This window comes from Lysinibacillus sp. NPDC097214 (assembly GCF_050277945.1).
GTDB lineage: Bacteria > Bacillota > Bacilli > Bacillales_A > Planococcaceae > Lysinibacillus > Lysinibacillus xylanilyticus_B.
On sequence record NZ_JBNNSS010000002.1, the window covers coordinates 606298 to 626079 of the forward strand.

General features: G+C 36.7%; 18 protein-coding genes. 8 read left to right on the forward strand and 10 right to left on the reverse strand.

Annotation, left to right across the window (positions count from 1 at the left end; genetic code table 11):
* Positions 1–64: 64 nt before the first annotated feature.
* Positions 65–1390, reverse strand: coding sequence for a M48 family metallopeptidase (locus tag ACQKMI_RS06790; RefSeq protein WP_427487979.1), 1326 nt, complete (start codon positions 1388–1390; stop codon positions 65–67).
* Between the two features lie 534 nt (positions 1391–1924).
* On the opposite strand from ACQKMI_RS06790, the gene ACQKMI_RS06795 reads away from it, so the two are divergent.
* The 5 genes from ACQKMI_RS06795 to ACQKMI_RS06815 all read left to right on the forward strand — a co-directional run bounded on the left by ACQKMI_RS06795 (position 1925) and on the right by ACQKMI_RS06815 (position 6941).
* The gene (locus ACQKMI_RS06795) at positions 1925–2374 is read left to right on the forward strand and encodes a PTS sugar transporter subunit IIA (RefSeq protein ID WP_427487872.1); all 450 of its coding nucleotides are present in this window, start codon (positions 1925–1927) and stop codon (positions 2372–2374) included.
* A gap of 5 nt (positions 2375–2379) precedes the next feature.
* Positions 2380–2643, forward strand: coding sequence for a PTS sugar transporter subunit IIB (locus tag ACQKMI_RS06800; protein ID WP_427487873.1), 264 nt, complete (start codon positions 2380–2382; stop codon positions 2641–2643).
* A gap of 56 nt (positions 2644–2699) precedes the next feature.
* Positions 2700–3968, forward strand: coding sequence for a PTS ascorbate transporter subunit IIC (locus tag ACQKMI_RS06805; protein ID WP_427487874.1), 1269 nt, complete (start codon positions 2700–2702; stop codon positions 3966–3968).
* 325 nt (positions 3969–4293) lie between these two features.
* On the forward strand, positions 4294–5283 hold the full coding sequence (locus ACQKMI_RS06810) for a BMP family lipoprotein (RefSeq protein ID WP_427487875.1): 990 nt from the start codon (positions 4294–4296) through the stop codon (positions 5281–5283).
* Positions 5280–6941 carry a methyl-accepting chemotaxis protein gene (locus ACQKMI_RS06815; RefSeq protein ID WP_427487876.1) on the forward strand — a complete coding sequence of 554 codons (1662 nt, stop codon included), beginning with the start codon at positions 5280–5282 and terminating at the stop codon, positions 6939–6941. Before ACQKMI_RS06810 ends, ACQKMI_RS06815 begins: the two co-directional genes overlap by 4 nt.
* 246 nt (positions 6942–7187) lie before the next feature.
* Here the strand turns inward: ACQKMI_RS06815 and menC are convergent, their stop codons facing one another.
* Genes menC through ACQKMI_RS06845 form a run of 6 tightly spaced genes read right to left on the reverse strand, consistent with a single transcriptional unit; the run spans position 7188 to position 13741 of the window.
* On the reverse strand, positions 7188–8297 hold the full coding sequence (gene menC / locus ACQKMI_RS06820; RefSeq protein WP_427487877.1) for an o-succinylbenzoate synthase: 1110 nt from the start codon (positions 8295–8297) through the stop codon (positions 7188–7190).
* A gap of 13 nt (positions 8298–8310) precedes the next feature.
* Positions 8311–9285, reverse strand: coding sequence for an ABC transporter ATP-binding protein (locus ACQKMI_RS06825; RefSeq protein ID WP_427487878.1), 975 nt, complete (start codon positions 9283–9285; stop codon positions 8311–8313).
* Positions 9278–10279, reverse strand: coding sequence for an ABC transporter ATP-binding protein (locus tag ACQKMI_RS06830; RefSeq protein ID WP_427487879.1), 1002 nt, complete (start codon positions 10277–10279; stop codon positions 9278–9280). The genes ACQKMI_RS06825 and ACQKMI_RS06830 overlap by 8 nt, the downstream gene beginning before the upstream one ends.
* Positions 10280–10297: 18 nt before the next feature.
* Positions 10298–11194 (reverse strand): ABC transporter permease, encoded by an 897-nt coding sequence (locus ACQKMI_RS06835; protein ID WP_427487880.1) that lies wholly within the window; start codon positions 11192–11194, stop codon positions 10298–10300.
* Positions 11195–11205: 11 nt separating this feature from the next.
* Positions 11206–12156: an ABC transporter permease gene (locus ACQKMI_RS06840; protein WP_427487881.1), complete on the reverse strand. Its 951-nt coding sequence runs from the start codon at positions 12154–12156 to the stop codon at positions 11206–11208.
* A gap of 22 nt (positions 12157–12178) precedes the next feature.
* Positions 12179–13741 (reverse strand): ABC transporter substrate-binding protein, encoded by a 1563-nt coding sequence (locus ACQKMI_RS06845; RefSeq protein WP_427487882.1) that lies wholly within the window; start codon positions 13739–13741, stop codon positions 12179–12181.
* Positions 13742–13973: 232 nt separating this feature from the next.
* Here ACQKMI_RS06845 and ACQKMI_RS06850 point away from each other — a divergent pair, with 232 nt between their 5' ends.
* The gene (locus tag ACQKMI_RS06850) at positions 13974–14834 is read left to right on the forward strand and encodes a MurR/RpiR family transcriptional regulator (protein WP_427487883.1); all 861 of its coding nucleotides are present in this window, start codon (positions 13974–13976) and stop codon (positions 14832–14834) included.
* Positions 14824–15930 (forward strand): M20 peptidase aminoacylase family protein, encoded by a 1107-nt coding sequence (locus ACQKMI_RS06855; protein ID WP_427487884.1) that lies wholly within the window; start codon positions 14824–14826, stop codon positions 15928–15930. Before ACQKMI_RS06850 ends, ACQKMI_RS06855 begins: the two co-directional genes overlap by 11 nt.
* A gap of 374 nt (positions 15931–16304) precedes the next feature.
* Here the strand turns inward: ACQKMI_RS06855 and ACQKMI_RS06860 are convergent, their stop codons facing one another.
* Positions 16305–16877 (reverse strand): helix-turn-helix domain-containing protein, encoded by a 573-nt coding sequence (locus ACQKMI_RS06860; RefSeq protein ID WP_427416187.1) that lies wholly within the window; start codon positions 16875–16877, stop codon positions 16305–16307.
* Positions 16878–16962: 85 nt separating this feature from the next.
* On the opposite strand from ACQKMI_RS06860, the gene ACQKMI_RS06865 reads away from it, so the two are divergent.
* Positions 16963–17928 carry a DMT family transporter gene (locus ACQKMI_RS06865; protein ID WP_427487885.1) on the forward strand — a complete coding sequence of 322 codons (966 nt, stop codon included), beginning with the start codon at positions 16963–16965 and terminating at the stop codon, positions 17926–17928.
* Positions 17929–18038: 110 nt separating this feature from the next.
* On the opposite strand, the gene ACQKMI_RS06870 is transcribed toward ACQKMI_RS06865, so the two are convergent.
* Together ACQKMI_RS06870 and ACQKMI_RS06875 are read right to left on the reverse strand one after the other, a co-directional pair.
* Complete coding sequence (locus ACQKMI_RS06870; protein WP_427487886.1) at positions 18039–18452, reverse strand: DUF350 domain-containing protein; 414 nt, start codon at positions 18450–18452, stop codon at positions 18039–18041.
* A gap of 64 nt (positions 18453–18516) precedes the next feature.
* Positions 18517–19782 (reverse strand): glutathionylspermidine synthase family protein, encoded by a 1266-nt coding sequence (locus ACQKMI_RS06875; RefSeq protein WP_427487887.1) that lies wholly within the window; start codon positions 19780–19782, stop codon positions 18517–18519.

Consider the following 19782-nt stretch of genomic DNA (forward strand, 5'->3'; position numbering starts at 1 on the left):
TTTCTCTTAGAATACCCAACTTATTCGTTCAAAAAACCTGGAGTATTGCAGTTAAACAACAAATTTATTTCTTCTGATATTCTTTTTTCTGCTCCTCTTTTATCGGCACTTCTTTTAACGGCTCCTCTTTATTCTCTTCTACATTCTCGGCAACCTTATAAATACGTTCAAGCATTGGCGGATGTGTATAACGGAACCACTTTACGAGTAACTGTGGATTTACCTCACTTAAACCAGAAATCGTTAGCTTTTGGTATGCAGTAATTGCGGACTCTCGATCACCCGTAATTGATATCGCATATTGATCAGCTCTTGTTTCCTGATACCTTGAAATATAATTCGACAGAGGACTTGAAGCAAATAATAAAACAGATGTAATGAGCAAAAATAATGGATAAGAACTTATATCACCGATTTTTCTAATTTTTAATACCTGTCCGTAACGTCCAATCAACCACCTCAAACATTTCGCTGATAGCCATAATCCGACCAATGTCAACAATAGATACCCTGCAATACCAAAGTAAATATGCTTCTCAACGTAGTGTCCCATTTCATGTGCCATAATAAATAATATTTCATTATCTGTTAAACGATTTAACGTTGTATCCCATAGCACAATTCTCGAATTACTGCCGATACCTGTTACATAGGCATTTAAAGCATTTGTTTTTTCTGCCATATTGACTTCATATACATGTTCTGCTGGTATATTTGCCTGTGTAGCAATAGACAAGATTTTCGCCTCTAGCTCTTTATTTTTGAGAGGATAAAAATCATTATATAAAGGATCAATAACTACGGGTTGAATAAACATCACAAATATTGTAAATGGAATCGTTAGAAACCATGTATAAAGCCACCATCTTTTGGCACTTTTTTTGATGAGCCAATAAAGGACAGACACGATAATAAAAGTCATGCCAAAGTTGACCCAAAAATCAATAATGCCATCCCGCATCCATGACGAAAATCCCTGTGTACTAATTCCGTAGGTTTTGCTTAAATTGTAACGATAATAATTGAGTGGAAATAGTACAACATATAGTAAAAGTGATAATAAGAATAAGTAACTTGCATTTTGTAACAGCTTCCATTTTGTTTGTGATGTCGCAACTTTTTCGAAATAACGTGATATGCCCATCATTAAAATTATGAAATAGACTAACCATTCTAAAGGTGTAGCAACAAAGAATAGGAAGTTCCGTATTTTCGAATATTCACCACTTAAGTAAAGTTCTTTTTCAGACATAAACATCACTGGATCTGCAGCTGTCCCCTGCATCGCTCGCGGTATTGTACCGCCACCGCTGTGGAATATATACCAATACATACACAGCACATAAACACCGAATATAAGTAGCGCGACAATTCCCATTTTTTTCGCTATGTCATTTCCTCCCTTGTTCAACACTAAGTTCGTCCTATAGTAAGTGTAAGCTAAATTGAAAAAGTTAGAACAAATCTTTCATTGTTTTTATTTACCTTCTATTCTACTTCACACCAACAAAAAATATTTCGCTTCACTTCTTCAAACGGGTGATAAGTCATGCAAACGCTATGGACATCGTAGCTTGTTCGCTAATAATAAAATGATGTCGCAAATTTTATGAATATATTTTTTATTACAAATGACGTTTTGCCACGTTGATCATCATCATTCAAATAACTTGTAGATGCTCACTTATATTGGACTTTTGAGTCAATTATACCTCGGTATAATTGCGTCCGGAGGCTTTAACTTCCTCTATTTAACACTTTAATAGAAAGATTCGACTTATTATTCCTAAATCGTGTCTAAGCAGCAAATGTTTCAATTTATGATTTTGCCAAATAAAAATATATCCTCTTATGACATAATTCCATAATCAACAATAATAACATGGAATGGGGATTGTTTATCCCTATGAAGGGAGGGTTGTACTTGCTAACTGAGTTACTGACAAAAGATACTATACAACTCGCAAATTCTGTAAATACTTGGCAAGAAGCTATTCATTTAGCTGCTAGTCCACTATTAAAGCACAATAAAATCGAAGAACGCTATATTGAGGCAATGATTCATTCCATTGAAAAACACGGACCTTATGTAGTCATTACACCAAAAGTAGCGATTCCACATGCACGGCACACAGAAGGAGTTAACGCGCTAGCCATGAGCCTATTAACCTTACAAAAACCTGTTTTGTTTGGACCAAAAAAACCTGTTTTCTTAATTATTGTCTTAGCGGCGACCGATAATGCGTCACATCTGCAGGCATTAGTTGACTTAACAAAGATTTTGCAAGAACCAAATCAAATCGATAGCATCATCGCCTGCCAGCATAAAGACGATATTATCAAGGAAATTCAACAAATTGTGGCAAAGGAGTAATCTTGATGAAAATTTTAGTAGTGTGCGGGAATGGCTTAGGCAGTAGCTTTATCATGGAGCTGAATGTAAAAAAAGCATTATCCGAACTTGGAAAAGTTGCAGAAGTAACTCATACAGATTTAGCATCTGCCAAGGCAGAGAAAGCGGATATTTATATTGGTGCAGAAGATATTGTCAATCAATTACCCGAAGAGAGAGGTCACATCGTTAGTATTGTTAATATGATGAGTATTTCTGAAATTAAATTAAAGCTAAAACCGCTGTTATGAGGGATTGAACTTTTTTAAAAAGACGAATGAAAAATTGGATAGGATGAGGTGTTAATATGTTAGATGTTATTATGAATGACATTTTAGGAACACCAGCTATATTAGTCGGCCTATTCGCTTTTGTCGGTTTATTAATCCAAAAAAAGTCGGCTTCAACCGTTCTTTCTGGTACGTTAAAAACAATTATGGGCTTTGTTATACTTGGCGCAGGTGCAACCGTTTTAATTGGTTCTTTAAATCACTTTAGTAATATGTTTGATCATGCATTTAATGTCCAAGGAGTTATCCCGAACAATGAAGCGATTGTAGCAGCCGCTCAAACTAGTTTCGGAACAGCTACTGCCATGATCATGGTTTTCGGTATGATTATGAACATTTTATTTGCGCGATTTACGCCTTTAAAATATATATTTTTAACAGGTCATCATACATTATTTATGGCGTGTTTAATCGCAGCATCACTGTCAGTCGGCGGAATGAGTGGCACACCTCTTATCATCGTTGGCTCTATTCTACTTGGTATTTGTATGGTCGTATTCCCTGCCATTTTACAACCAACTGTTCGCCAAATAACAGGTAGTGATGATTTTGCTGTCGGTCATTTTGGAAGTGTTGGCTATTATGTATCTGCTAAAATTGGAAAGCTCTTTGGAAACAAGGCCAAATCAACGGAAGATATAAAAGTCCCAAAATCTCTAGGTTTTTTACGAGATACATCTGTAGCTATTTCCTTAACTATGAGTCTATTTTTTATTATCGTTGCCCTATTCGCAGGTAAATCCTATATTGAGGCACAATTATCTGGCGGTTCAAACTTTATCGTCTTTGCCATTATTCAAGCTATTACCTTTGCCGCTGGTGTCTATATCATTTTAGCTGGCGTACGGATGCTGATCGCCGAAATAATTCCTGCCTTTAAAGGGATTGCAGATAAACTTGTGCCAAACACTAAGCCTGCATTAGACTGTCCTACCATTTTCCCGTTCGCACCAAATGCTGTTATTATTGGCTTCCTGTTTAGCTTTGTAGCAGGCCTAGCGTCTATGTTTATTCTTCCCCTCATAGGGCTAAAAGTGATTGTACCTGGTCTTGTTCCACATTTCTTCACAGGTGCGGCTGCAGGAGTATTCGGTAATGCAACTGGTGGTAGAGTCGGTTCTATGGTAGGGTCATTTGCCAACGGTCTAATTATTAGCTTTATCCCCGCGATTCTACTGATCTTTATGGGAGATATCGGCTACGAAGGAACTACATTTGGTGATTCAGACTTCGGCATTGTAGGGATCATCATTATTAATGTATTAAAATTATTTGGTGCAGTTTAATATAAACGATAAGCCTCGCAAACTCTTTGGATGTTTGCAAGGCTTTTTCAATTGACAAATATAAGGGTTAATTTTGCAATATATATAAATATTTCACAATATACTCCTACCTTTTTCACTATACAAATAGAAAAAATTCATTAATAAACGAACTAAATACTCAGTGCTTAGAAAATTTCGAGAATGATTTAAACCCATTTCCCTCTAGTAAATAGTAAAAAATCTGATAGTATTTAATGGTAAAATAAAAAAACCCTCGTCTGACATCTGACTTAGAACGACTTTTTTCCGAAATAAATCATACATACAATGGGAGGTACTCATATTGAAAAAATTAATGATTGGCTTTTGTTTAATAGTTTTGTTAATAGTAGCAGGCTGTTCAACAACTCCGTCAGAAAAAGCGCAAGATGACTATAAAATTGGGATCTTACTCTCAGATGCAGGTCTTGGTGATGAATCGTTTAATGACTCAGCATTTAAAGGGCTTGAGAAAGCACGAGATGAGCTAGGTATTTTGTTTGATTATAAAGAAGCGCCTGATGGCAATTACGAACAGAAGCTAGAGGAACTTGTCGCAGAAAAGTATAACGTCATTATCGGTCTTGGCTTCTCTGTACAGGAAGCTTTGGAAAAGATTGCGAAGAAATATCCTGATCAGCAATTCATCCTTATTGATGGTCAATCAGATGTTGCAAATATCACTTCAATAACCTTTAAAGAGCAGGAAGGTAGCTTTTTACTTGGAATGGTTGCAGCAATGACGAGTAAAACTGGAAAAATAGGATTTATTGGTGGTGTAGATATTCCTGTTATTCATCATTTCGAAAATGGTTTTATCGAAGGAGCACAATATTTTAATCCTAAAATCGAAATTGTCAGTGAGTACTCTGGAAACTTTGATGATACCGAGGCAGGTGCCGCAATCGCAGAACGTTACATAAAGAACGGTGTAGATTTTATTTATCATGCAGCGGGATTCACAGGCTTTGGCTCTATAAAAAAAGCTGAAGAAATGGGCATATATGCGGCGGGAGTGGATACTGATCAATTTTACATAGCCGAAAAAACTGTCGTAACATCCATGTTAAAAAATGTCGACCAAGCTGTTTTTAAAATGGCTAAAACACTAGTTGAGGACGGGAAAATTTCTGAAAAATCGTTTTCATTCGGTTTAGCTGATAACGGAGTCGGACTTGCGGATATACGTAATATTAAACTTACACCTGAACAACAGACTGCTATTGAAAAAGCGAAAGAAGATATTGTCTCGGGTAAAATAAAAGTTACTGCAGAAAAGGGGAACAGTCAGTGACACTTCGAAAAAAACTATTTATGAACATACTTATACCCATTGTCCTCGCAATGGCTATGATTGGCTTTATTATCGTTCAAACATTTGATATACAAACTACTGCAGAAGATGATACAGAGCTATTACTGGCAGTGAAAGAACTTGAGCAAAGTTTAGTTGTAGCGAGCCAATCACTAAATAATTACACATATTTAGCTAGTGAGGCCAATAAAAATGAAGCCCTTTCCATTTTAAAAGAAACGAAAGTAAATTTAGAAAAACTCTCAACGATTGCAAAAGTACCTGATCATAAGGCTATCATCAAAAAAATCGAGGGTAAATACGACGAGTTAGCAAAAGCTTCAGATGCAGGGTTTCTTGCTCACAATCGTCCTGAGATAAAAAAACAAGCAATAAGAATAGCCGGTATTTTGAACGATATGTATCTACTGAAAAAAGAAACAAATGAATGGTATAAAGAAACGAATGATTTGGCAAAGCAAAAAATTTCTTTCATTACTACAACAACAATAATCGGAAGTATCCTTTTAATTATTGCTACTATCATTTTTTCGTATGTCGCAACGAAAAGAATTACAAATCCAATTAACCAAATTGTAGATTATGCACAAGCGGTGGCTGCAGGGAATTTGACAATTGACACCTCTTCCCTATCCTATAAGAAAAGCAGTCGAAATGAAATCGATCAACTGACTGAGAACTTTTCCAAAATGATTGTTAGCTTAAAAAGCACGGTACAATCCATTGATAATGTAGGAAAAAATGTTGGTCTCTTTACAAAGGATGTCACAAGCTATATTGAAACCGTTAACGAGGGCAATAAACAAATTGCTACATCAACGGACGAATTGGCGAAGGGCAGCCTCACTATTTCAGAAGATATCCAATCAACTGCTATCCTTATGAATACGATGGCTGATCAATTTACTACTGTTCAGCAGACAAGTGAACAATCAGCAATAAACGGCAACCAGGCACTTACAGCCGTTCAAAATGGTCGTAGTTCACTAGAAAAGCAATCCTCTATCGCGAAGGATATATCATCCACTTCGATTAACATCAAAGAGGCTGTTACTCAATTCTCTCAATTTACAACAGAAATTGAAGGTGCTGCTAATGCAGTCCATGCTATTGCAGATCAAACAAATCTCTTAGCATTAAATGCTGCCATCGAAGCGGCACGTGCAGGGGAAGCTGGAAAAGGATTCGCAATTGTGGCAAAGGAAGTCAAAAAACTATCTCATGAAACCGAAAAAGCAACGGCTTTCATCTCTTCTATGGTTACACATATACAAGATGGCATTACGCTCATTCTTTCTACGGCAGAGCAGGGACATCAGCTGTCAAAAGAACAATTACAATCGATGACCGTTACAGAAAAGTCATTTGAAGCGATCGCAACTCATGTGTTAGACATAAATGATCAGTTACAGCATCTTACTGAGGACATGGAGCAAACAAGCGAAATGAGCCAGCAAATGAACAGCGCCATTGAAAACATTTCAGCTATTACGGAAGAAACCGCAGCGGGAACAGAAGAAATATCTGCTTCTTCCCAAGAGCAACTACAATCCTTCCAGAAAATTAGTGAAAAGGTATCAGAACTTCAAGTCTTGACAAACACATTGTCTGTAGAGCTTAAAAAATTTAAATTATAAAAATCACGCACCTATTATACAGACTAATAGGTGCGCTGATTAGCAGTTTTTATTCAATTTTATTTATTACAAGACGCTGGTTTCCGATACGGACTACTCGCTTTTCTTCTGGCGAGCATCGAGTCGATTATTAGGACGAAGTGATTGTAGGAAGAACTTTTGCTCATAAAACTTATTTTAACCTTCACAATTTTCGGGTCTAGTGTATCTACTAAAGCCCCCATCTTTATAGCTGGGAGGCTTTTATTATGCTTCGTAAATATATTTTTCTAGTGTGTATTTTTCTAGTTTATCTTGCACTACATTATACCCAATACCAGGTAGGTCAGAAACTTGGATATGTCCTTGGTCATCCATGACAATTTCTGGCTCAATAATGTCCTCATGCCAATAGCGGGCAGACGGTGCTGTATCACCAGGTATGATAAAGTTTGGCAGTGTTGTAATCGCAATATTATGAGCACGACCAATCCCTGATTCCAGCATCCCCCCACACCATACGGGGATTTGATGCTGCTCACATAGATCATGAATCTTTTTAGCCTCAGATAAGCCTCCAACACGCCCTACCTTTATATTAATCACTTTGCAGCTACCAAGTTCAATTGCACGTCTAGCATCATCGTATGAATGAATACTTTCATCTAAGCAAATCGGTGTATTGAGTTCGCTTTGTAATTTTCGATGATCGACAATATCATCATGCTCTAGCGGTTGCTCAATCATCAATAAATTTAATTGATCCATCTCTTTAAATAATGCTAGATCTTCTAATGAGTAGGCCGAATTGGCATCTGCCATTAAAGCAATATCACCGAAGCGCTCACGGATTGTACGCAGTACTTCGATATCTTTTCCGGGCTTAATTTTAATCTTAATTTTTTTAAATCCTTGTTTTAAATAAGCTTCAATGCTTGCTAGCAATACATTCGTATCATCTTCAATGCCTATGCTAATGCCAACTGTAATTTCTTTTTTCTCTCCTCCAAGTGCTTGTGCTAAAGGTATCCCCTGCTCTTTTGCATATAAATCCCAAATAGCCGCTTCCACAGCAGATTTTGCCATATTATTACGTCGCACACGAGCAAATTTCTTATTTACCTCATCTGGGTGGTTAAATTCCTGACCAATAACAAGTGGTATTAAAAATTCATCAATAATAGAGAATGCCGTTGAAGCTGTTTCTTCTCCATAATAAGGATAGGCGGAAACTACACATTCTCCATAACCAACATGCTTCTCACCATACGCTTCAATAATTAAGAAGATGCGTTCTTGCTGCGTCATAAAACTTGTTTCAAATGGTGTTTTCATAGTCATTTTCATTTTACGGACTATTATTTTTTCAATTTTCATTTCTCAACACTCCCTATTTGTAATATAAATGGCAGGCCGTTTTATGGTCAGGTGAATGTTCGAACAGCTCTGGCTCCACCGTCCTGCATTTTTCCATTGCAAAAGGGCATCTCGTCTGGAAAACACAGCCTGTCGGTGGATCCAATGGAGAAGGGATTTCACCTTGCAACTTAATCTTTTCACGTTTAATTCGTGGATTGGGCACAGGAATTGCAGATAATAGTGCTTTCGTGTAAGGATGCATTGGATTGTTAAAAATTTCATCTGTCGTTGTTTCTTCTACTAGCTTACCTAAGTACATTACGCCAATTCGATTGGAAATATGGCGTACAACACTTAAGTCATGAGAAATAAACAATAATGTTAAATTAAATTCTTTTTGTAAATCTTCTAATAAATTTAGCACTTGTGATTGAATGGATACATCTAATGCTGATACAGGCTCATCACAGATAACAATATCTGGATTCATGATGAGCGCTCGTGCTAATCCTATGCGCTGACGCTGCCCACCAGAAAATTCATGTGGAAATCTAAAATAATGTTCATTTTGGAACCCTACTTTATTTAAAATATCCATCACTTTTTGTGTACGCTCTTGCTTCGTGCCAATATGGTGTATTTTCAAGGTTTCTTCTAATATTCTTCCGATACGTTTACGTGGATTTAAAGATGAATAAGGATCTTGAAACACCATTTGTAAACCACGACGAATTTGCATCATTTCTTTTTGTTTTAGCTTATTAATTGTCTGTCCTTGGTAAATTATTTCGCCATCTGTAGGTTCAATGAGCCGCAAAATCGAACGCCCTGTAGTACTTTTTCCGCAACCAGATTCTCCAACTAAGCTATATGTCTCTCCTTTAGTAAGCTCAAAGGACACATTATTTACTGCTTTGACATATCTTTTTTCTCCTCCAACACCACCACTAACAGGAAAGAAGGTTTTTAAGTTTTTTATTTGTAAAATCGTTTCTTTATTATCCATAAATTGTCACCTCCCGCTTCCCTTGAATTTCTTCAAAGTGCCAACATCTAACTTTACGGTCTCCGTAGCTTTCAAGTGTTGGTTGAGATATGCGACATTCTTCTGTCTGGAACTCACAGCGTGGAGCAAAACGACAACCTGCAGGTATTTGATTTAATGTCGGCACCTTTCCTTCAATCACATACAGCTTTTCCTCACGACTTCCTTCTATAGTAGGAATTGATTTTAATAAGCCTTGTGTATATGGATGAAGAGGCTGATCAAAAATCGAAAATACATCACTTTCTTCAATAACTTGTCCCAAATACATGACAACCACTTTTTCACAAACTTCAGCCACAACTCCTAAATCATGCGTAATCATTATCGTCCCCATATTAAATTGCTCTTTTAAATCTTTTATTAAGTCTAAAATTTGTGATTGCGTTGTCACATCTAACGCTGTTGTTGGTTCATCAGCAATTAAAAGTGCAGGCTGACAGCAAAGTGCCATCGCAATCATGACCCGTTGACGCATCCCCCCCGAAAGCTGATGTGGAAACTCATCAATCCGTTTCTCCGGTGCTGGAATACCCGTCAATTTCAGCATGTCGATCGCTTTCACGCGCGCCTGTTCTTTTGAAACATTTTGATGAAGGAGGAGAGCCTCCATAATTTGATCCCCCACAGTGTAAACTGGGTTTAATGAACTCATCGGATCTTGAAAAATCATAGCTATATCATTACCACGGATTTCTCGCATCTCTTTTGCAGATTTCGCTAATAAATTTTGACCTTCGAGACGAATTTCACCCTCATATTTCGTATGCTTCTCATCGAGAAGTCGTAAAATAGATTCCGCTGTAACACTTTTACCACAGCCGGATTCTCCCACTACACCAACGATTTCTCCTTTTTTAACAGTGAAAGAAACATCATCGACAGCTGTTACTGTCTTTTCCTCTGTATCAAAATGAACTTTTAAATGCTCAATTTCAAGTAAAGTATCTGTCATCGTAATAACACCCCCTTACTACTTCTTCGATTTATTATGCGGATCTAGCAAGTCTCGCAATCCATCACCAAATAGATTTAATCCTAAAACCGTTAACATAATTGCAATACCCGGGAATATTGTCATCCACCATGCATTGAAAATAACCGTTTTGCCATCATATAACAAATTGCCCCAACTCGGTTCAGGCGCAGGAATCCCGGCTCCTAAAAAGCTAAGTGCAGCCTCTACAATAATGGCATCTGCAAAAATAAAAGTAGCTTGAACAATTAATGGTGAAATGACATTCGGAAAAATATTCGACCAAATGATACGCGTACTATTTGCACCCTGTGCCCGCAATGCCTCAACATATGTTTGCTCCTTCACGATTAATGCAGAGGAGCGAATAGTTCTTGCAACAAGTGGCGTAAATACAATCGTTAAAGCGATAATCACATTAGCCAAATTTGCACCGAGTGATGCCATAATCGCAATCGCAAGTAGGATGGCTGGAAATGCCATTAGACCGTCAGAAGTTCGCATCAATAAACTATCAAGCTTTTTAAAATAAGCTGCGTATAATCCAACAATTGTCCCGAAAATAGAAGTTAACAATGCGACAGAAAAGCCAATGACTAATGAAACACGTGCCCCATACATAACACGACTAAATAAATCTCGACCGTAGTTATCGGTGCCAAAAAAGTGTTCAGCACTTGGTGGTAATAATCGATTCGCCGTATCCAATGTATAGGGAGAAGTCGAGATGATCAACGGGGTCAAAATCGCGAACATAATTATCACGGTCATAATAATGGTGCCTGTCAAAGCCAATTTGTTGCTAAAAAACTTCTTCCTAAATAGAGTTCGTTGCTTTTGCTTCATCTGCTTCTTAATGATTGACAGATCATTCATAGAATGTTCTTGACTCAATTTACTCCCCCCTATCTCTTCCCAACTCGTAAACGTGGATCAACAATACCATATAGTAAATCAATTACTAAATTGATAGTTACGTAGCTAACTGCGATTAACAAAACAACCCCTTGAATTACTTCAAAGTCACGTCTTTCTACTGAGTTAATAATCAATTGACCAATGCCTGGGATATTAAATACTGTTTCAACGACAGCTGCACCAGCTACTAAAGTTCCAAAGGTTTGACCGATAATCGTTAAGATCGGAATAAATGCATTTCGTAATGAATGTTTCATTGTAATAATAAATTCCTTTACCCCTTTTGCACGTGCTGTCTTAATGAAATTGGCCGATAAAACATCCAGCATCGAAGACCGTGTCATACGGGCAATAAGAGCAGCCTGCATTGAACCTAATGCAATGGCAGGTAAAATTAAATAGCGGATATGTACATCTAAACCTGCTTCTAACGGTTTATAGCCGGCAACAGGTAACCAACGTAACTCCACTCCAAATAATAAAATTAAAAATAATCCGAGTAGAAAGCTTGGAACTGATATTCCAACAAGTGAAATGCCCATAAATGTTTGATCTAATATTGATCCTCTAAACTTAGCCGAAAGCACACCAAGTGGAATAGCTAGCACAATGGCAAACAACTGAGCCATAATAGCCAATGAAAACGTTGGACCTAAATGCTCCAAAAAAGCTGTTAATACGGGTTGTTTCATAAACAGTGATGTTCCTAAATCGCCCTTAAATATATCTCCTACCCAAGTCACATATTGTTCCAAAATAGGACGGTTGAGGCCAAGCTCCTTCTGAAGCTCAGCCACCTCCTGAGGAGAGGCTTCAGGACCTAGCATAACTGAAGCTGGATCACCAGGCGTTATATGAACTAATAAAAAGACGACAACTGATACAACAAATAGTACAGGTATAAGTGACAGTATTCGTTTCAGTATAAAGTTCAACACAAGCTCTTCCCCCCTAATGAATTTACTTCAAATTCCATAAAATGATACCTTGCAAGAAATCATAGCCCTCAACGGACGTATCATATGCTGTTACTGTCGTTTTGTTACCAAATTTAATAATTGGTACATAATCATATACTTCAACCATTAAGTCACTGTAATAACCCTTCGCCTCTTCCTGTGTTGCAGCACCTGCAATTTTTCCTAATAAATCATCAATTTTAGGGCTATTTGTCCAACCTGCCCATTCTCCTTTGGAATCCAAGAACACATATTTATTAGGTACAGGCTCTGTTGGGAAACCAGTAATAAAAATATCATATGCCTTTTCATCTGTACGACGCTGTTGAACAGTTGGCCAATCATAAATATCAAGCTTCACTTTCATGCCAAGACTTTCTAATTGTTGTTGAACTACAACGGCTGCATTGTAATGGTCTTCATAATCACGTGTTGATAAAATAACGATCTCTTCCCCATTATAGCCAGCTTGTTTTAATAGAGCTTTTGCCTTGTTAGTATCTTTTTGATTGTATTGATCTCTACCTGCATCTGAATACCAGTCTGTTTGATCTTTAATCATTAAATTATGTTCTAATTCGTAAAATTCTGGGCTCGAAAACGCCGCTCTCAAAATTGCTTCTTGATCAAGCGCAGCATTTACAGCTTGACGCGCTTCCTTTTTGGCAAATAGTCCCGCTCGCTTGTTAAATACAACAGCATTAAATCCATTATGATTAATAGAAGTTTTAACAGTATCAGACGTTTCTAATTGCGCCACATTGTCGAATGGGATCGCATTAGCTACTTGGTATTCCCCTGTTTGAATGCCAGCAAAACGTGTTGAAGCATCGGTTACAATATTAAAATAAATATTTTCATAATGTGCCTCTTTTTTCCCTGATAATCCATTGGCTGGACTATCCACAGCTACATAGTCATTAAATTTCCCCAAATGAATATATTGGTCATTTTTCCACTCCACGAATTTATATGGACCTGTTCCAACAAATTCTGTTAAGCCATCAGCAGCCGATGAAGCATTTGCTTCTTCCGTTGTAATAATTGCAATTTGACTTGGATCTGCCAATAAATGGAGCGCAATAAAGAGTCGCTTCGGCATGACTAATCGCACTGTTGTATCATCTACTTTTTCAAATGTTGCATCCGCAAAATAGGTTTTGCCTAAACCTGTCGTTGTCATCCAGCGTTGCATAGATGCCACGACATCTTCGGCAGTTAACTCATCACCATTATGGAATTTAACACCTTGTCTTAATTTAAATGTAATTACTTTTCCATCTTCACTTTCTTCCACTGATTCCGCCAACATAGGCACAACCTTCGAATCTTTATCTAGTGTTACTAACGATTCATAAATATTACGAGCTACATCACGTGTAGCTACCGCAGTTGTCATCAATGGATCTAATGTTGGCGGCTGAGCATTATAAGCTATCTGTAATTCTGAATAATCTTTATTACTTTCTGCTCCTTTACCACCAGCACTATCATCTGAAGAACAAGCTACTAACACGAAAAGCACACCCACAATCATTAAAAATAACCAATTCGCTTTTTTCATGTCGATCCCCCCAAGACTTTGTGATATTTGATCTAAAAGCATTCACTTTATTTATAAATAATTTAAAGCGAATACTTCAACATATATTAAGCTAACAAATATTTTTTAAAAATTCAATTATTTTTCTGAAAATATTGAAAATAAAATATATTGTGAATATGATATAATAAAGTAAACGCTTATTTTTTCAGAAAAAAAAAGAGTTTCCTTCAAACTCAACGGAGGTATCAGCTTGTACGCATATGAGACTAAAATACAAGAAAAATTTGATGATTTATCCCCTACATTAAAACGGGTTGCATTATTTTTAAAAGATAATCCAAAGCTTTTTGCTTCAAATTCCGCGACGAAAATCGCTAATATGATTGGAGTCAGCGAAACAAGCGTGATTCGATTTGTTTATGCCATCAATTATGGGAGTTTTACTGATCTACAAAATGAAGTACAGGATTCTATTTTTGATTTGAAAAATTCTTTGATGAGTTTGTCTCAAACATTTACAGAGCAAACGAATCATACAGGCATTGAGGAAGTCATGATTCGTGATCAAATCAATATAAAAAAAACGGCTGAAAATATAGACCCCGATGTTTTTAAAACGGTAGTTAAGCGGATTGCTCTTGCAAAGGAAATTGTTGTATTAGGAAGTGGAGCCTCTTATGGTTTTGCGCATTGGTTTAGCTTCACATTGAATACAATACGAGGAAATAGTAGAATTTTAAATTTATATATGGATGATTTTTCTTACATTAATAATTTAGATGAAAATAGTGTCGTTGTTACCTTTTCTTTTAATCGTTATATGAAACATACACTTGAAATTACACAAGAATTAAAGGAACGTGGCGTTTATGTGGTGGGTATCACAGATTCAGATATAGCTCCCATAACTCAAATTGCTGATTCTACATTTGTTACTAAGATGTCACATATGTCTACAATTGACTCTGGTCCTGTCATTTCCTCGTTATTGAATACAATCTTGAATCAAATGATTCAAGACTATCCAGAGCAATATGAAAAGCAAAAGCAACAATATGAGACTACTTATAAAGACCTATTTTGGAATGAGGGATTACATCATGAAAATTAAGCAAGAACTATTACGACATTTTCGTTACTTACATGAAAATGCAGAGGTAAGCTGGCAGGAGGTGAATACAACACATTACTTGAAAGACGTTCTCCATGAGCTAGGCTATAAGGTGACTACTTTTAATGATTGTACAGGGCTTTATGCAGACCTTGGCCAAGGCCATCCTATAGTAGCGGTCCGCGCAGATATTGATGCACTATGGCAGGAAGTCGATGGCTGTTTTAAAGCGAATCACTCATGTGGTCACGATGCCCATATGAGCATGGTAATAGGTGTGGCAAAATGTATGCAGCATGAAAATTTCAATGGCACGCTACGCCTCATTTTTCAACCAGCAGAAGAAAAAGGCAATGGCGCTTTAAAAATGATTGAGAAAGGCGTTATACAGGATGTGGAATATCTATATGGCATCCACTTGCGACCAATCCAAGAAATCCCATTAGGTGTAGCTTCACCAGTTATTATACATGGCGCAGGTCAAATGATCGATGGACAGGTAAAAGGAGACGATAGTCATGGGGCACGCCCTCATTTAACAGTCAACGCTATAGATGCTATGACGCTGATCAATGAACAGTTAAATCAAATTCGTATTGATCCACAAATACCACATTCCATTAAAATGACCTATATTCGTGCTGGAGGTGACAGCCGTAATATCATTCCTGGGAATGGACAATTCGGACTAGATTTGCGTGCACAAACGAATGAAGCGATGGAGGATTTGGTACAAAAATTTAAACAACTCATAAACGGTGTACGTACAACCACGGGTGCAAACATTCATTATAACATCGTGACAGCCATGCCTGCTGCTGTTCAAAACGAGGAAGCTATTCATTTTGCACATAAAGGCATTGCAGAAGTCATTGGCGAACAAAATATCATGCCTACACTCATCACCTCTGGTGGAGACGATTTTCATTTTTACACTATCAAGAACCCAGAATTAAAAGCAACGATGATTGGCCTAGGCTGTAACCTTGCGCCAGGTCTCCATCATCCGAATATGAGCTTTAATATAGATGCCCTTGAAATCGGAACAAACATCTTAACTAAAACCGTGTTAGCCACATTATGTGCTAAACAATAGATTACTAGTTTGAAGCGTAATTGGATACCGTTGCAAAATCTTTTTGATGAAAGTTAATATAAAACAAGTATTTGATTTTACGTAAAAAAGTATAGATGGTGGAGAAAAAGTATAAAATTTTTCTCCCATGCTTAGAAGGTTTTAGGATAAATTAAAAAGACAAGATAAGAAAAACAAAATCCCGAATAACGTTCCATATTCGGGATTTTTCTTAAATATAAAGTTAAACCACCATCAACTAGAACGATTGATTCTGTCCACCGCTGGCTCTGCCAATACCGCTTCCAGCTCCAGAGGGGGTAACTGGCCCCCCGCATAAAATCGCAGCGACGAATATATAAATGAATGAAGATATACTAGAATGATGACTTATTTCAAGATAAATATTTCATTGTTAAATGGAGAACTGCAACTTCATCTCCTGTGTTTTCATAGCTATGATTTCTATTTGCTTCAAATTGAATAGAATCAAATTCGTTTAATTCATATATTTCTTGTCCAACTTGAATCGAAATTTTCCCTTTCATTACTGTTACAAATTCGATAGCTCCTTCATGATGAGGTTCTGCCTCATATATGCTATTCGGTTGCAAACAAGCACGATGCATTTCCAATCCTGTTTCTTTTTTGTAACGAAATATAGTTTCTAATCGCCACATTTGATTTTCTTCTATAGTAAATCCTTCTCCACAGCGTGCAACATTTACTATATCTTCTATAACCATAAGGCGTGATAACGGAATGGATAATCCTTTTGTAATCTTCCAAATGACGCCTAATGTAGGATTCGTTTCTCCTCTCTCAATTTTCCCTAGAGTTAATTTACTAACACCCGTTTTTTTCGCTAACTCTTCTAAACTTAATTTCTGTTCATTCCTTATTTGTCGTAACAGTTGACCGACTTGCATAATTACTTCTTTTGTTTGCATATCCTCTTGTTCTTTCATATGAAACCCCACTTTCGGTATATTATAGTTTACTTTTTGTATTAATAATTATATTATAATATATATTCAGAAAGGAGCGAACGAAATGCGTGCTATCTTATTAGGTATTTTATCATCTGCGTTTTTTTCAGCTACATTTATTATAAATCGAGTTATGAACGTATCAGGTACAAGCTGGGCTTGGACTGCTTCCTTCCGATTTTTATTCGCTTTACCCATTTTATTCTTTATCGTCCTATTTCGCAAAAACCTTCGTCCACTATGGGTAGAAATGCGTAAACATCCTTTGGCATGGTTTGGTTACGGTACAATAGCCGGGGTTGGATTTTATTCCTTATTAAGTTTTGCTGCTGTATTTAGTCCTGCATGGCTCGTAGCAGGTACATGGCAAATAACCATTTTAGCTGGTTTGTTATTATCTCCGCTATTTTTTATTACATTGGAGACAAAGTCAGAAGTTAAACGAGTGCGCGGTAAAATTCCTATGCGAAGCTTACTCGTTTCCTTATTTATTTTAACAGGTGTCATTTGTATGCAATTAACAGAAGCTGGGGATATTACTGTTTCTCAATTTTTATACGGCTTCCTCCCTGTAGTCATCGCCGCATTCTTATATCCTTTCGGTAATAGAAAAATGATGGAAGTTGTTGCTGGCCGCTTAGATACATTTCAACGCGTATTAGGCATGGCGATTGGTAGCCTTCCTGTCAGTATCATATTAGCGATTTATGGTTGGACTACAACGGGCATACCAACATCTGGGCAAATCATGCAAGGTTTCTTATTAGCATTATGTTCAGGTGTTATCGCCACAATGACATTTTTCTTCGCTACTGACTTAGCGAAAAATAACCTTTCTTTATTAGGGGCAGTAGAGGCAACACAAGCTGGAACATTGGTATTTACTGTTCTTGGCGAAATCCTTTTATTAAACGGTTCCTGGCCTGTTGGTTTATCTTTAATCGGTATGATCATTATCATGATTGGAATGATAGCCAATAGTATTTTAAATCGATCTGTTCCTGTATCCAAACAAAAGAAAACAGCATAGTGGCGATGTGCCTCAGATGTGAACATTCAATAAAGAAAGAGCATGTCTTTTCATAAATAAAAAACATGCTCTCTTTAATGTATTATTATAGTTTTATCAAATATATTTTCTTAATATGACAAACTTCCTGCTATAATTAACCCCACCGTAATGCCCACTGCAAATAAACTGAAGCCTACTGCAGTATTTCCTTCTTCAACTTTTTTCTCCAAGCTTGTTTTTGGTGTTAACACGTATTCAATAATCAAATACACAACTACTTGTGTAGCAATTCCGATTAACCCCCAAATAAAAGCATCCAGTATATGAACACTCGATGACCATACTGTATATAAGGTGATGCCTAATCCAATCACCTTTCCCCATAACTTCAATGCAACTGCCATATTGCCTTCTTTAATTAATTTCCACTCTGAAAATTTTGTTGTAAAAGCAAATGCAACAATACCAATCAAAATGAGAATAAATCCGGTGCCTATATATAATAAAAAATTTAAAAAACTATCTAATGAGAAAAATCCCATTCCTTTACACACTCCTTTTATGATAACTTTAGTTTGATTCAATCTCTTAAATTCTTACAATTTTCTAATAACCTATTGGTAAAAAATAAGATCCGTTATCTGTAATTTGTCCCCCAGCGCGAATGCCGATTGCACTTGCCTTACCATTAATATAAAAGCAACCATACATATAATGCGCTCGTTTGGCGCCTCGTTCTGTTTGAATAATAGTTTGTGGTAGCTCTATAAACTGTTGATAAACAGGAAGTTCATCTTTATATGTTTTATGAATATCTTCCGCAATTTTTTTACCTGTATTTGAAAAAATCTCGACAGTATCTCCTTCGCGGCCAAATGCAGGCTTTTTTACAAAACTTTGTCCTTGTTGTAAAAACATATCTGGATCTAGATAAGTTGGTAAAAAATATTTATGTATCGCGTTATGTTCTTCACGTGTATAAAAAGAATGCTGTTCCTCATGTAGCCCCCAAATAAGCGCCATTATTGCCTTAGATTGTAGTAAAAAAGCAGAAGGAGGATTCACAATAGCTACATCTTGTTGTTCAACTAGCTTCATTAACGATTGACCTACTTTTTCTTTCGTCAAGGGATCTTCATCATCTATTAAATGTTCAATTGGATACGTTTGTCTATATAAAACATCGATTTTTTCTCCGTCTATATCATAAAGACCTTGTGGTAGGACAACTTCTTCATTTTCTAAAATCGGCTCATCTACAAGTTGTAATTGCTTAAAGTCCATATACTGACTTTTTAATCCAGTGAGTTCCTTTAAATACATCGTTGTCAGTTTATCTTCTTCATGCTCCGAGTGTGCAGCGAAAACAATATTGTTAGCTCCATATCTTCCCCTCGAACGAAGCGACGACGTTACAGCTTTCAAAATTGCTTGTTTTAATTGATCTTCGCATCCGTCGTTTGGATTTTTCATCTCAAACTGTTCACACACTTTCCCATTCACAAAAAAAGTTTCTTTTATAAACGTAGGTGTATCTGCGTTTATTTCAAGCAATTTTACTTGTTCCTCAGTCACTACTAAATCTAAACGAGCGATGACACTTTCTATTGGAAGTGTTTGCAAACGGATGAAAGAGTGAGTTTCAGTGGGAAATCCAAGTCGCAAAAGTGTCTCATCATCTACCATACGCAACAAAGCAGCCAACTTATAAAAAATATGGCCAATCTGGTCGGTTGCTTGACGAATCTTATTGATCGTTTCAGCACTTTCTCGCTTAATATCAAATAGAGCATATTCCATACCATATATGTCATGCCAAAAATCCTTTATCTGGCTAAAAAACTGTTGCCGATTTTCACGAAATTGATTCAT